Raw genomic sequence first — 13,279 nt, 5'->3', positions numbered from 1 at the left:
TACAGGTTTCACGGCCCCCCGTCCCGGCGAACAGCCATGGGCGGGGGGTCGTTCGTTAAGTATCGGAACGGAGAGTAATGCCATGCGCCGCGTAGTCGTGACCGGCCTCGGCCTCGTGACCCCGCTGGGTGCCGAGGTGGAAACCGCCTGGAAGAACCTTATCGCCGGCAAGTCGGGCGCGGGTCCGATCACGCATTTCGATGCGTCGAACCAGAAGTGCCAGATCGCGTGCGAGGTGAAGCCGGCGGACCATGAATATGGCTTCGATCCGAACAAGCGGGTCGACCACAAGATTCAGCGGCAGGTCGATCCGTTCATCATCTATGGCATCGACGCCGCCGGACAGGCGCTGGAAGACGCCGGTCTGACCGAGATGGACGAGGCGACGAAGCTGCGTGCCGGCGTGTCGATCGGTTCGGGTATCGGCGGCCTGCCGGGTATCGAGATCGAATCGGTCAACCTGCACGAACGCGGCCCCGGCCGGGTCAGCCCGCACTTCGTCCATGGTCGCCTCATCAACCTCATCAGCGGTCAGGTGTCGATCAAGTACGGGCTGATGGGGCCGAACCATGCCGTCGTGACGGCGTGCTCGACCGGCGCGCACTCGATCGGCGACGCGGCGCGGATGATCCGCGACGACGATGCCGACATCATGCTGGCCGGCGGCGCGGAAAGCACCGTCAACCCGCTGGGCGTCGCCGGCTTCGCGCAGGCGCGGGCGCTCAACACGAGCATGAACGACCGCCCGACCGAAGCGAGCCGCCCTTATGACAAGGATCGCGACGGCTTCGTGATGGGCGAGGGCGCAGGCGTCATCGTGCTTGAGGAATATGAGCACGCCAAGGCGCGTGGCGCGAAGATCTATGCCGAGGTCGTGGGCTATGGTTTGTCGGGCGACGCCTATCACGTCACCGCGCCCCATCCCGAGGGCAAGGGTGCCGAGAATGCGATGCGCATGGCGCTGCGCAAGGCGGGCATGGAGCCGAGCGACATTGACTATATCAATGCGCACGGCACCTCGACCATGGCGGACACGATCGAACTGGCCGCCGCCAAGCGCGTGTTCGGCGACGACCTGTCGGGGGCGTCGATGTCCAGCACCAAATCGGCGATCGGCCACCTGCTGGGCGGGGCCGGTGCGGTGGAGAGCATTTTCTGCATCCTCGCGCTGCGCGACCAGATCGTGCCGCCGACGCTGAACCTGCACAATCCCGACGAGGGAACCGAGGGTGTCGACTTGGTCCCGCTCGTCGCCAAGAAGCGGCAGGTGCGCGCGGTGCTGAACAATTCGTTCGGGTTCGGCGGCACCAATGCGTCGCTGGTGATGAAGGCGATCTGAAGCGATGCGCCGGATCGGATGCCTCGGCCTCATCCTCGGGCTGCTCGTCATCGGCGGGCTGTTCATGGTGATGCAAAGCTGGGGCGGAGCCGGTCCGGCGCAGCGCACGCTGACGGTGACGGTGCCGCAGGGGGCCAGCCTCGCCTCGGCCGCCGAACAGTTGGAAGAAGCGGGCGCGATCCGGTCGGCCGGTCGATTCCGCCTGTTTGCGCGGTTCCTGGGCAGTGACGATCCGATCCGTGCCGGGGAGTATCGCATCCCGAAGGGGCTGAGCCAGGCGGATGTGCTGAAGCTGTTGCAGGGCGGTCGCACGCTGCAACGCTTCGTCATGGTGCCCGAAGGCTGGCCTTCGGTGCTGGTGCAGGAAGCGGTTGCGAAGGCGCCGCAGATGGAAGGTCCGGCGCCGTTGCCAGCGGAGGGCAGCATCCTGCCCGACAGCTACAGCTATGAACGCGATGGCGACCGTGCGGCGCTGGTGAAGCGGATGCAGGCGGCGATGGACCGCTACCTCGCCGCCGCGTGGAAGACGCGCAAGCCGACGAGCGTCGTAAAGACGCCGCGCGAGGCGATCATTCTCGCCTCGATCGTCGAGAAGGAAACCGGCAAGGCGGCGGAACGGCGCATGGTCGCCGCCGTCTATTCGAACCGCCTGCGGACCGGAATGCGGCTGCAGGCCGATCCGACCGTCATCTATCCGATCACCAAGGGCAAGCCGCTTGGCCGGCGCATCCGCAAGTCGGAGCTGCAGGCGAAGAATGGCTACAACACCTATGCCTCGGCCGGGTTGCCGGTCGGGCCGATCGCCAACCCGGGCAAGGCGTCGATCGACGCGGTCCTCGACCCGGCGGACACGAAGGCGCTGTATTTCGTGGCGGACGGCACCGGCGGCCATGTGTTCGCCGAGACACTGGCCGAACATAATGCCAATGTGAAGAAATGGTACGAGATCCGCCGGGCGCGGGGCGAGATGTGATGCGTGGGGCGGTGCTGCTGGCGGCGTTGTGCGTCGTTGCGCAGCCCGCGGCGGGATGTACGATTTCCAATCCCTATCGCCCGCTGACGGCGCGACCGGCGGGAACCGAACAAATGCTGTTGATGGATGTGCTTGCGCTCGACCTGAGCCGCTATCCGGCGATCGCGCGGCTGCGGAACGTTGCCGACGGCAAGGTCCGTACGATCTCTTACTGGCGCGCGATCTGCGGTGGACGCCGCGACCCGGCAAGGGGCGAGCGGCTGATGGTATATCTGCGGGGCGCGGAGGCGCTCGGTTGGGCTACCCCGGCAGAAGCAAAGGCGTTCTGACATCCTCCCCGGCACGGGGAGGAGGACCAGGCGCAGCATGGTGGAGGGGGCTAGCCTCAGCCGCTGCAGTAGCGTTTGAGGCTAGCCCCCTCCACCATCGCCTCCGGCGACGGTCCCCCTCCCCGTGCCGGGGAGGAAATGATTATCCTCGCAGGCCCGCCGCCGCATGGGCGCGGGTTTCGGTTTCCGCATGGGTCGAACCGACTATCCAGCTGCCACCGACGCACAGCACCGGATCGAACGCCAGCCATTCCGGCGCGCTCGCTTCGGTGATGCCGCCGGTCGGGCAGAACTTCGCCTGGTAGAAGGGCGCGGCCAGTGCCTTCAGTGCCTTCAGACCGCCCGATGCCTCCGCCGGGAAGAACTTGAAGTGGGTGAGACCCAAATCAAGGCCGCGCATGATGTCGCCGGCATTGGCGATACCGGGCAGGAAGGGCACCTTGCTGTCGATGATCGGGCGCGCAATCGTTTCCGTGAGGCCGGGGGAGACGATGAACTCCGAACCGGCGTCCATCGCCTGACGGAACTGGTCGGGGCTGACCACGGTGCCGGCACCGACGATCGCGCCGTCGACCTTCTTCATCTCGGCGATGGCTTCGAGTGCGGCGGGGGTGCGCAGCGTGACTTCGAGGACGCGCAGGCCGCCCTTGACCAGTGCCTCGGCCATCGGGCGGGCTTGCGCTGCGTCATGTACGACCAGGACCGGGATGACCGGGCTGGTCTGCATGATGTCGGAAATGGTGACGGTCATCGAGCGTGCTCCTGCGCGAATGCGGCGGCGGCCCCGAACAGGCCGGGCTGGGGATGGGTGATGAGTTTGACCGAAATGCCGGCCATCAGCTGCTGGAAGCGGCCCTTGGCCGTAAAGCGCGTGCCGAAGCCGGATTCGAGAAGATGATCCTTCAGGCGCAGGCCGAGGCCGCCGGCAATCACCACCGCCTTCGCACCCTGCGCCAGCGCCAGATCGCCCGCGACCGCACCCAGCGTGAGGCAGAAGCGGTCGAGCGCGGCGACGGCGATGCTGTCGGTACCGTCGAGCGCGGCGGCCCAGATCGTCTTGTCATCGCTGTGCGGCATCGGCGCGCCCTCGATCTCCGCGAGCGTTTCATACCATGCGACGATCGACGGGCCGGCACAGGCACGCTCGTTCGACCCGCGGCCATGCGCCTTGCGCAGCCGCTTGAGCAGCGCATCCTCGATCCCGTCGAGCGGAGCGAAATCCTGATGTCCGCCTTCGGTTTCGAGGACGTGATAGCGATCCGCCGTCCGCAGCAGCTGGGCGACGCCAAGGCCGGTGCCGGGGCCACAGATCGTGACCACGCCCTTTTCGGGCAACGGGCCTTCGGGGCCGCACAGATGGATGAAATCTTCGTCCGCGACCTGCGCCACGGCGTGGCCGACCGCACCGAAATCGTTGATGATCGTCCAGGTATCGACGCCCAGTCGCTCCTTCATCAGCGGCGGGCGGATGATCCACGGATTATTGGTGAACTTGATGAGCGTGTCGTTGACCGGCGAGGCGACGGCAAGGCTGGCGGCGGTGGGCAGGGGGCGGCCCAGGTCGCGTTCGAAGGCGCGCCATGCCAGCTGGAGGCTGCCATGTTCGGCGACCTTCTGCGTGATCGGTTCGCCCAGATGAACGACCTGGCCGTTTTCGACCTCGGCGATCGCGAAACGGGCGTGCGTTCCGCCGATATCTACCGCAACGACTTCCATGACATTCCTCTCATAGCCCGATTACGTATCCCCGCGAAGGCGGGGATCCAGAGTCGCATGGGTCGACGCTCGTTGCTCTGGACCCCCGCCTGCGCGGGGGTACGAGGATGGTGGTTCTGGTTTACAGCCCTGCCGCCGCGAGCATTGCCGACCCGCCGGCTTCCGCCTCGCTCGCGCCCTGGCGCATCATCGCGAAGATTTCGCGACCGGTGCCGTCCGCCGCCGGCGGGACGGGCGCATGTTCGCGCGCGGCCCATTCGTCGGCCGGGACCAAAGCCTCCAGCGTGTTGGCGTTGGCGTCGAGCCGGATGACGTCACCGTCGCGCAGCTTGCCGATCGGACCGCCGCCCAATGCTTCGGGCGAAAGGTGGATGGCGGCGGGGACCTTGCCCGAAGCGCCCGACATGCGGCCATCGGTGACGAGCGCCACGCGGAACCCGCGATTTTGCAACACGCCCAGCGGTGGGGTCAGCTTGTGCAACTCCGGCATCCCGTTGGCACGCGGCCCCTGATGGCGGACGACGACCACGACGTCGCGGTCGAGTTCACCATTTTTGAACGCAGTCTGCACCGACGCCTGATCGCTGAACACGCGGCAGGGTGCTTCGATGACCCAGCGATCGGGATCGACCGCCGACACCTTGATGCAGGCGCGACCGATATTGCCTTCGAGGATGCGGAAGCCGCCTTCGGCTGCGAACGGTGCGTCGATGGTGCGGACGATGGTGTCGTCGCCGCTAACCGGCGCATGGTCCTTCCAGACCAGCTGATCGTCCTCGATGGTCGACTGGCGGCCATAAGCGGCCATGCCGTCCTTCGCGATGGTCAGCACGTCGCCGTGCAGCAGCCCGCCGCGCAGCAGCTCGCGGATGACGAACGACGGACCGCCGGCATCCTCGAACCCGTTCACGTCCGCCGATCCGTTGGGATAGACGCGGGTGAGCAACGGCACGACTTCCGAGAGGCGGTTGAAATCGTCCCAGTCGATGATGATCCCGGCCGAGCGCGCAATGGCGGGCAGGTGGATCAGGTGGTTGGTAGACCCGCCGGTCGCGAGCAATACGATGGCGGCGTTCACGATCGCCTTTTCATCGACCACCCGGCCGATCGGGCGATAATCGTCGCCGTCCCAACCGATCTCGGCGAGGCGGTGTACGGCGTAGCGGGTCAGTTCCTGCCGACGCTTCGTCCCCGGATTGGCGAAGGCGGCGTCGGGCACGTGCAGGCCCATCGCCTCGACCATCATCTGGTTCGAATTGGCGGTGCCGTAGAAGGTGCAGGTGCCCTTGCCGTGATAGGCCGCGATTTCGGCGTCGAGCAGTTCCTCGCGGCCGACCTTGCCCTCGGCATAGGCTTCGCGAACCGCCGCCTTCTGCTTGTTGGGGATGCCCGAGCGCATCGGGCCGCCGGGGATCAGCACCATCGGCAGATGGCCGAAGCGCAGCGCACCCATCAGCAGGCCCGGCACGATCTTGTCGCAGATGCCGAGCAGCGCCGCACCTTCGAACGTGCCGTGGCTGAGCGCTACCGCCGTCGACAGGGCGATGGTATCGCGGCTGAACAGCGACAGTTCCATGCCCGGAAAGCCTTGCGTCACGCCGTCGCACATCGCGGGTACGCCGCCCGCGACCTGCGCGGTCACGCCCGCTTCACGCGCCCAGACCTTCATCTGTTCGGGATAGCGGTAATAGGGCGCGTGCGCCGACAGCATGTCGTTGTACGCCGTGACAATGCCGATGTTCATCCGGTTGGCCGGACGCATCGCGTCGCGATCCTCGTCGGTCCCGGCATAGGCGTGTGCGAGGTTGGCGCAGCCGAGCATCGGCCGGTCGACGCCGCTCTCGCGCTCGCGATCGATCAGCGCGAGATAGGCAGCACGCTTTTCGCGCGACGCTTCAATGATGCGGTCGGTGACGGCGGCGATCGTGGCGTTGAGGGCCATTAGCGGCTCCAATGGATATCGACGGGAAGTTCGACCTCGGCCAGCACGCGGCCGATCGGATAGGACGAGGATGCGCCCTGATCGATCGCGCGTTCAAGCACCGATTTCTTTTCGTCACCGGTGATGGCGATCATCAGCGCGCGGGCCGAGGCGATCGCGGCGTGGCTGAGCGTCACGCGGGCGACGGGGGCCTCGGGCGGCAACGGATCGGGCATCACGCCCAATGCGCGGCGTTCCTTGGGGCCCGTCAGCGCCTCGGTCAGGTCGGGGCCGGGGAAGATCGATGCGGTATGGCCGTCGGCACCCATGCCGAGCAGGCAGAGGTCGAGCGGCCAGTGCAGGTCCTGCAACCGGGCATCGGCGGCGCGGCCGGCGGCCTTGTAATCGACGGCCTTCTCCGCGGTCAGCGGGATCACCCGCGCGCCCTTGGGCAGGAAGATCTTGGCGAGGCCGGTGACGTTCGACAGCGCGTCGCCCATCGGCACGATGCGGTCGTCGGTCGGGACGATCGTCACCCGCTTCCAGTCGAGCTTGGCCTTGACCAGCTTGTCATAGATCGGGGCGGGGGTGCGGCCGCCCGCCAGCGCGATCACCGCCGCGCCGCGCGCGTCGATCGCCGATTCGATGATGAACTGGATATCGCCGGCAAGCGCTTCGGCAAATTCGGCGGGTTCGTCATATTCCCACCATTCGATCTCGGTCATGTATCTCTTATCCTGCAAAAAACCGTTTAGTTCGAGCTTGTCGAGAACGGCTTCTCGACGGGCGCATCTCGACAGGCTCGAGGCTGCTCGAAGCAAACGGGGTACTGGCAAAGGAGCGCGTCAGTCGCTCACTCGTTCCACGTCACCCCGTCGCGTTCGGTCAGAGCGACGCTGGCATTGGGGCCCCAGCTGCCCGAAGAATAGCCCTTCGGCTTCGTGCCGTTCGCCTTCCAGCCATCGCGGATGGCGTCGATCCAGGTCCATTGCGCCTCCACCTCGTCGCGGCGGACGAACAGCGTCGGGTCCCCCTCGATCAGGTCGAGCAGCAGCCGTTCGTAGGCGATGCGGCGGCGGGTACCGGCAAAGGCGGTGGTCAGCGACAGGTCGAGCGGCACTTCGCGCAGGCGCACGCCGTCGCGATCGAGCCCGGGTTCCTTGGCCATCACCAGCAAGCGGACATATTCCTCCGGCTGCAGGCGGATGACGAGGGTGTTGGGCTGCAACTGCCCGCCGCGATCGGCGAAGATCGAGTGCGGCACCGGCTTGAACTGGATCGAGATTTCCGAGTGGCGGTCGGTCATCCGCTTGCCGGTGCGCAGGTAGAAGGGGACCCCCTGCCAGCGCCAGTTGTCGACATGCGCCTTCACCGCGACGAAGGTTTCGGTGTCCGATTCCTTGCCCAGCTCCTCATCATAGCCACGGACGATCTCGCCCTTCACCGCACCGGCGTCATATTGGCCGGTGACGGTGTGGCTGTTGACCTCGTCGGGGCCGATCAGGCGCAGCGAGCGCAGGACCTTGACCTTTTCGTCGCGGATCGAGGTGCCGTCGAACCGGGCGGGCGGCTCCATCGCGATCAGCGCGACCAGTTGCAGTACGTGGTTCTGCACCATGTCGCGGAGCGCGCCGACCTCATCATAATAGCCCGCGCGCCCTTCGAGGCCGACCGTCTCCGAAATCGTGATCTGGACATTGTCGATGCCGCGCGCGTTCCACACCGGCTCGAACATCGCATTGCCGAACCGCAGCGCGAGGATGTTCTGGACGGTTTCCTTGCCCAGATAATGATCGATCCGGTAGGTCCGCTCCTCCGGGAAGGCGGCAGCGACGAGATCGTTGATCTCCTGGCTGGACTTCAGGTCCTTGCCCAGCGGCTTTTCGAGGCTGATGCGGACGTTCGGGCCGGCAAGGCCCGCGCTCTTCAGGCCGGTGATGGTCGGGCCGAACAGCCACGGTGCGGTCGACAGGAAGATGGCGAGGCCGCCGGAAATATCGCCCAGCTTCTCGGCCAGCGCGGCAAAGCCGTCGACGTTGGATGCATCGAGCGGCTGATAGTGCAGGCGCGCGAGGAAGCCATCGATCGCCGCTTCGTCCTTGCGGTCGTCGGGCAGGAACTGGTCGAGCGCGTGGCGTGCAAAGTCGCGGAAGCCGGCATCGTCATGTTCGTGCCGGGCGGTACCGGTGATGGTCAGGCCATCGGGCAGCAGGCAATCCGCATGAAGGCCGTAAAGCGAGGGGAGTAGCATCCGCTGCGACAGGTCTCCCGTCGCGCCGAACAGCAGCAGCTTCGCTACCGGGTCCCTCGTCATGCCAACTCCTGCTCTTTAACCGTGGTCGTGCGCGCTCCTAGCAGCCAATTTCGCAAACGCGAAGGCGGCATGGCTATGCGATGCGCGTGAAACGCTCGAATCGTTACGAAATTGCGTTGGGGTTACAAGGTCAACCCGGCCGTCTGGTCGAACCCGGCCATCAGGTTGAAATTCTGCACCGCAGCACCCGATGCCCCCTTACCCAGATTGTCGAGCGTCGCAACGAGCCGCGCCTGCCCGGTATCCTGGTTGCCGAACACCCGCAGCGTCAGCCGGTCGGTGCCGGCATCGGCTTCGATCGGGATGGCGCTGTCGTCGCCCGGCAGGACGCGGACCACCGGCGATTCGCGATACGCTTCCTGAAGCGCGGATTCGATCGCCGACAGGCTGGGACGACGGTGGAACGCGAAGAGCGGCAGCGGTACTTCGACGACCATGCCCCGATATACGCGCGCAACCGACGGCTGGAACAGCGGCGGATGCGCCAGCCGGGCATGGCGCTGCATCTCCGGCACATGCTTGTGCGCAAGCGACAGTCCGTAGCCGAGCCATGCGGTGTCGGTTTCGCCATTCTCGAACGCGGCGATCATCGATTTGCCGCCGCCCGAATAGCCCGACACGGCGTTCACGCTGACCGGCCATTCATGCGGGACCAGCCCGGCGCGCACCAGCGGACGGATGAGCGCGAGGAAGCCGGTCGGGTAGCAGCCCGGATTGGACACGCGCATCGCCGTCGCGATCGCGCCCGGCTGCGACGGCTCCAGCTCGGCCATCCCATAGGTCCAGCCATCGGCGACGCGGTGCGCGGTCGAGGCGTCGATCACGCGCGTGCGGTCGTTGTCGATCATCGCGACCGCTTCGCGCGCCGCATCGTCCGGCAGGCACAGGATCACGAAATCGGCGTCGTTCAGCGCTTCGCGCCGTGCCGATGCCTCCTTGCGGCGAGCATCGTCGAGGGTGATGAACTCGACCTCGGAGCGGTTGCCGAGCCGGTCGGCGATTTCGAGGCCGGTGGTGCCGGCGGCACCGTCGATAAAGACGCGGACGGTCATGCGGGGCGCCTCCGTGCGCAGATGGGGCCGAACCGGTCGAGCGCGGCCAGGGGCTCGCACCGTACGACGTCGTCGACATGAATTACGGTGTCGCCATCGACCAGCATGGCGACGTGATCGGAAAAGAACAGGAGGTCGCCACGACGCAGCGTGTCGCCGTCCGCCAAGGGCGTGCCGAACTGTTCGGCCTGCAGGTCCAGAAAGCGCGGCGGCACCGACCCGGCCAGTGCGCTGGTCAGGAAAACAAGCCCCGCGGGGTCCACGCCATCGCCCGAGCGCCCGCCTGCTGCAAACGGCACGCCGCGCAGCAGCAGCGCGTGGTCGACGGCATCGCCGGTACCGTCGGACAATGCTTGCAGTGCGCTGGCAGCGACATAGCCGCCATCGACCTCATACCAGTCGTCATTGGCGGACGTCGCAGCGACCCGACTGCCCATCGGCAGCGTCAGGGGCAGGGGGCGGGCGGTCGACGGATCGGCGTGGACGATACCTTGCCGAGCAACGACGACGTGCGACGTGTCGAAATGTTCGATCAGCCGGTCGCGCGTGACGAAGCCCACAGTGCCGTCGATCGGCGACCGGCCCCATCCATGGGTCGAAGTGAACTCCAGCACGTCGAACGGTTCGCCAGGCAGAATCTGCGACAGCGGTACACCGTCCGGTGCGTCTGTAATGGCGGTAGGCGTGCCGACCATGCGGCGGGTCGGAACGGCATAATGGGGCGCGAACACCCGATCGGCCAGCCGGATGTCCGCCAGATCACGACGGACCGCATCGGTTCGGGAATCGATTGCGACCGACCGTGTCCGCAGCGCGAAGCGGTTACGCGCTGGCGTGTCGCCGGTGATAGTCGCCGACGTCGTCGCCGCCCATGAACTGCCCGAACTCTGCAAGAAAATTTGCCCCTTCGCTGGTCTGCGCAACGAAGATGTTCCGCTTGTCGGCATCGTCGCGTTGGCGGCGGAGATAGCCGAGCGTACCCAGTCTGTTCAAGGCGCGCGTTACGACCGGCTTCGATACGTTGAGCGCACGGGCCAGGCCGCGGACGGTGTGGGGGCCGGGTTGCAGGTAGACGATCATCATCAGCGCCATCTGGCGATTGGTCAGGTCGGGTTCGCCCGAGCGGACATAATCGACCAGACCGTCCATCCATTTCTTGAGTGGGATCGTGTGGAACATCGCTGGAACCTAACGTCAGAACAGGCCGTAGGGCGGGATCGAAAGATGAACGTCGCAATCGCGCGCTTGGTTTCCCGGTCGATACGATAATGTTACGGACGGACCGTTGGCGCTCCATTGATCGCGGGCGCGGGCTCGCCTATGTGGCGCCCTTCGACACCCGCACTCCTTTCTTTCGGAAATGTTCCCCGGCCATGTTCACCTTCCTGCTCGTCGTCCATGCGATCATCGCCGCGCTGCTCGTGACGGTGATCCTCATGCAGAAGTCGGAAGGCGGCGGACTGACCACCGGCGGCAGCCCGTCGGGCCTGATGTCGGCGCGTGGCGCGGCCGATTTCCTGACGCGGGCGACGGCGATTCTGGCCGGGCTGTTCATCGCGATGAGCATCGCGCTGGCGGTGATCGCCGCGAATCGGGGCGGGTCGTCGATCGATACGTCGCTCGCCCGGCCGACGACTCCGCCGCCGGCGGTTAGCGGCCCGGCCAATCCGGCGGCCGATCCGGTCGGCAACCTGACCGGTGCGCCCGTTGCCGACAACGGCGCCGTCCCGCTGGCGCGCTAAAAAAACCCTTTCCATCAACCGGTCCGTCGTATTTCGCGGGCGCAGGAGCAATCCTGCGCTTGGCGGCGATGGCGTTCGACGCTAGGCGATATCTCCCATGGCGCGGTATATCTTCATCACCGGTGGCGTGGTCTCGTCGCTCGGCAAGGGCCTCATGGCGGCCTCTCTCGCAGCACTCTTGCAGGCGCGCGGCTACAAGGTCCGCATCCGCAAGTTCGATCCCTATCTGAACGTCGATCCGGGCACGATGTCGCCCTATCAGCATGGCGAAGTCTATGTGACCGACGACGGGGCCGAAACCGACCTCGACCTCGGCCACTATGAACGCTTCACCGGCGTCGCGGCGCATCAGTCGGATAACGTCACCTCCGGCCGTATCTACCAGACGATCATCCAGCGCGAACGGCGCGGCGATTATCTGGGCGCGACGGTGCAGGTCGTCCCGCACGTCACCGATGCGATCAAGGCGTTCGCCCAGGCCGATACCGTCGACGACGACGGGCAGGACCTCGACTTCGTGCTGTGCGAGATCGGCGGCACGGTCGGCGATATCGAATCGCTGCCGTTCATCGAGGCGATTCGCCAGCTGAAGAACGAACTCGGTCGCGGCCGCTCGATCAGCATCCACGTGACGCTGGTGCCGTATATCGCGGCGGCGGGCGAGCTGAAGACCAAGCCGACCCAGCATTCGGTGCGCGAACTGGCGGCACTGGGCGTGCAGCCCGACGTGCTGGTATGTCGCTGCGAAAAGCCGCTGCCGGCGAGCGAGCGGGCGAAGATCGCGCTGTTCTGCAACGTGCCGGCGGGTGCGGTCATTCCCGCGCTCGACGCGCCGAGCATCTATGCGGTGCCCGAGCAATATCATGCCGAGGGACTCGACGCAGAAGTGCTCCGCGCGTTCGGCATCGAACCGGGCGATGCGCCCGACCTGTCGCGATGGAGCGACATCATGGATCGGCTGCAGAACCCGGAAGGCGAAGTCACGATCGGCGTGGTCGGCAAATATGTCGGCCTGCAGGATGCGTACAAGTCGCTGAACGAGGCGCTGGTCCATGGCGGCATCGCCAACCGGGTCAAGGTCAACATTCGCTGGATCGACGCCGAGCTGTTCGAGGGCGATCACGACATGGTCGCGGCCGAGCTGGAGCCGTGCCACGCCATCCTCGTCCCCGGTGCGTTCGGTGAACGCGGTGCCGAGGGCAAGATCGCCAGCGTCCGCTTCGCGCGCGAGCGCAAGGTGCCCTATTTCGGCATCTGCTTCGGGATGCAGATGGCGTGTATCGAGGGGGTCCGCTCGACCGGCGGCATCGCCGATGCCTCGTCGACCGAGTTCGGCCCGACCGAGCAGCCGGTGGTCGGCATGATCACCGAATGGATGTCGCCGGAAGGCATTCAGAAGCGCGAATCGGACGGCGACCTTGGCGGCACGATGCGGCTGGGCGCCTATGAAGCGACGCTAGCGGGCAATTCGGTCGTCGCATCCGTCTATGGCGGAACGACGATCAGCGAGCGGCATCGCCATCGCTATGAGGTGAACACCGCCTATCGCGACATGCTCGAATCGGGCGGGCTGGTTTTTTCGGGCATGTCGCCCGACGGGATGCTGCCGGAAATCGTCGAGCGGCCCGACCATCCGTGGTTCGTCGGCGTGCAGTTCCACCCGGAACTGAAGTCCAAGCCGTTCGACCCGCATCCGCTGTTCGCGAGCTTCATCGGCGCGGCGTTGAAGCAGTCGCGGCTGGTTTGAAACACTTGAGTGGTCATTCCCGCGCAGGCGGGAATCCATAGCCGCAACGGCTGCGATTGATAAGCGAACGTCAGCGTATATGGATTCCCGCCTGCGCGGGAATGACGATTAGGGCGAAGATCAACCCCAAAGCAGAACGGGCGCCC

The 13,279-nt window shown here is 66.1% G+C and carries 13 protein-coding genes; 5 read left to right on the top strand and 8 right to left on the bottom strand.

Features of this window, described 5'->3' with window-relative positions; genetic code table 11:
* Positions 1 to 82: 82 nt before the first annotated feature.
* From fabF to MF609_RS05605, 3 genes are read left to right on the top strand one after another with little or no spacing between them, the layout of a single operon-like run.
* Positions 83 to 1,339, top strand: a complete 1,257-nt coding sequence (gene fabF / locus MF609_RS05615; RefSeq protein WP_242415323.1) for a beta-ketoacyl-ACP synthase II — start codon at positions 83 to 85, stop codon at positions 1,337 to 1,339.
* Between the two features lie 4 nt (positions 1,340 to 1,343).
* On the top strand, positions 1,344 to 2,312 hold the full coding sequence (gene mltG, locus MF609_RS05610) for an endolytic transglycosylase MltG (RefSeq protein WP_242415322.1): 969 nt from the start codon (positions 1,344 to 1,346) through the stop codon (positions 2,310 to 2,312).
* The gene (locus MF609_RS05605) at positions 2,312 to 2,641 is read left to right on the top strand and encodes a hypothetical protein (protein WP_242415321.1); all 330 of its coding nucleotides are present in this window, start codon (positions 2,312 to 2,314) and stop codon (positions 2,639 to 2,641) included. The genes mltG and MF609_RS05605 overlap by 1 nt, the downstream gene beginning before the upstream one ends.
* 142 nt (positions 2,642 to 2,783) lie before the next feature.
* Here MF609_RS05605 and eda read toward each other — a convergent pair whose 3' ends face one another.
* From eda to MF609_RS05565, 8 genes are all read right to left on the bottom strand, one after another.
* On the bottom strand, positions 2,784 to 3,392 hold the full coding sequence (gene eda, locus MF609_RS05600; protein ID WP_242415320.1) for a bifunctional 4-hydroxy-2-oxoglutarate aldolase/2-dehydro-3-deoxy-phosphogluconate aldolase: 609 nt from the start codon (positions 3,390 to 3,392) through the stop codon (positions 2,784 to 2,786).
* On the bottom strand, positions 3,389 to 4,357 hold the full coding sequence (locus MF609_RS05595; protein WP_242415319.1) for a glucokinase: 969 nt from the start codon (positions 4,355 to 4,357) through the stop codon (positions 3,389 to 3,391). Before MF609_RS05595 ends, eda begins: the two co-directional genes overlap by 4 nt.
* Positions 4,358 to 4,478: 121 nt before the next feature.
* The gene (edd, locus tag MF609_RS05590; protein WP_242415318.1) at positions 4,479 to 6,299 is read right to left on the bottom strand and encodes a phosphogluconate dehydratase; all 1,821 of its coding nucleotides are present in this window, start codon (positions 6,297 to 6,299) and stop codon (positions 4,479 to 4,481) included.
* The gene (gene pgl, locus MF609_RS05585) at positions 6,299 to 7,003 is read right to left on the bottom strand and encodes a 6-phosphogluconolactonase (protein WP_242415317.1); all 705 of its coding nucleotides are present in this window, start codon (positions 7,001 to 7,003) and stop codon (positions 6,299 to 6,301) included. Before pgl ends, edd begins: the two co-directional genes overlap by 1 nt.
* A 128-nt stretch (positions 7,004 to 7,131) precedes the next feature.
* The gene (gene zwf, locus MF609_RS05580; protein WP_242415316.1) at positions 7,132 to 8,592 is read right to left on the bottom strand and encodes a glucose-6-phosphate dehydrogenase; all 1,461 of its coding nucleotides are present in this window, start codon (positions 8,590 to 8,592) and stop codon (positions 7,132 to 7,134) included.
* A 122-nt stretch (positions 8,593 to 8,714) separates the two neighbouring features.
* The gene (gene argC, locus MF609_RS05575; RefSeq protein ID WP_242415315.1) at positions 8,715 to 9,644 is read right to left on the bottom strand and encodes an N-acetyl-gamma-glutamyl-phosphate reductase; all 930 of its coding nucleotides are present in this window, start codon (positions 9,642 to 9,644) and stop codon (positions 8,715 to 8,717) included.
* A complete protein-coding gene (locus tag MF609_RS05570; RefSeq protein ID WP_242415314.1) occupies positions 9,641 to 10,537 on the bottom strand; it encodes a C40 family peptidase in 897 nt (298 codons plus the stop codon). Before MF609_RS05570 ends, argC begins: the two co-directional genes overlap by 4 nt.
* Entirely contained in the window at positions 10,467 to 10,793 is a 327-nt protein-coding gene (locus MF609_RS05565) for a MarR family transcriptional regulator (RefSeq protein WP_242415608.1), read from the bottom strand. The genes MF609_RS05570 and MF609_RS05565 overlap by 71 nt, the downstream gene beginning before the upstream one ends.
* A 224-nt stretch (positions 10,794 to 11,017) precedes the next feature.
* Between MF609_RS05565 and secG the strand changes: the two genes are divergently transcribed.
* Both secG and MF609_RS05555 read left to right on the top strand, forming a co-directional pair.
* On the top strand, positions 11,018 to 11,386 hold the full coding sequence (gene secG / locus MF609_RS05560) for a preprotein translocase subunit SecG (protein ID WP_242415313.1): 369 nt from the start codon (positions 11,018 to 11,020) through the stop codon (positions 11,384 to 11,386).
* Positions 11,387 to 11,483: 97 nt separating this feature from the next.
* Entirely contained in the window at positions 11,484 to 13,133 is a 1,650-nt protein-coding gene (locus MF609_RS05555) for a CTP synthase (protein WP_242415312.1), read from the top strand.
* Positions 13,134 to 13,279 lie beyond the last annotated feature (146 nt).

It is taken from the genome of Sphingomonas panni (genome assembly GCF_022664435.1).
GTDB lineage: Bacteria > Pseudomonadota > Alphaproteobacteria > Sphingomonadales > Sphingomonadaceae > Sphingomonas > Sphingomonas panni.
Note: the sequence above shows the minus strand (reverse complement) of the source record. Positions and strands in the feature narration are given on the sequence as shown.

Coding starts and splice junctions, on each gene's coding strand:
- secG (WP_242415313.1), top strand. CDS start 11,018: ATGTTCACCTTCCTGCTCGTCGTCCATGCGATCATCGCCGCGCTGCTC.
- MF609_RS05555 (WP_242415312.1), top strand. CDS start 11,484: ATGGCGCGGTATATCTTCATCACCGGTGGCGTGGTCTCGTCGCTCGGC.
- MF609_RS05595 (WP_242415319.1), bottom strand. CDS start 4,357: ATGGAAGTCGTTGCGGTAGATATCGGCGGAACGCACGCCCGTTTCGCG.
- edd (WP_242415318.1), bottom strand. CDS start 6,299: ATGGCCCTCAACGCCACGATCGCCGCCGTCACCGACCGCATCATTGAA.
- eda (WP_242415320.1), bottom strand. CDS start 3,392: ATGACCGTCACCATTTCCGACATCATGCAGACCAGCCCGGTCATCCCG.
- fabF (WP_242415323.1), top strand. CDS start 83: ATGCGCCGCGTAGTCGTGACCGGCCTCGGCCTCGTGACCCCGCTGGGT.
- mltG (WP_242415322.1), top strand. CDS start 1,344: ATGCGCCGGATCGGATGCCTCGGCCTCATCCTCGGGCTGCTCGTCATC.
- MF609_RS05565 (WP_242415608.1), bottom strand. CDS start 10,793: ATGGACGGTCTGGTCGATTATGTCCGCTCGGGCGAACCCGACCTGACC.
- zwf (WP_242415316.1), bottom strand. CDS start 8,592: ATGACGAGGGACCCGGTAGCGAAGCTGCTGCTGTTCGGCGCGACGGGA.
- argC (WP_242415315.1), bottom strand. CDS start 9,644: ATGACCGTCCGCGTCTTTATCGACGGTGCCGCCGGCACCACCGGCCTC.
- MF609_RS05605 (WP_242415321.1), top strand. CDS start 2,312: ATGCGTGGGGCGGTGCTGCTGGCGGCGTTGTGCGTCGTTGCGCAGCCC.
- pgl (WP_242415317.1), bottom strand. CDS start 7,003: ATGACCGAGATCGAATGGTGGGAATATGACGAACCCGCCGAATTTGCC.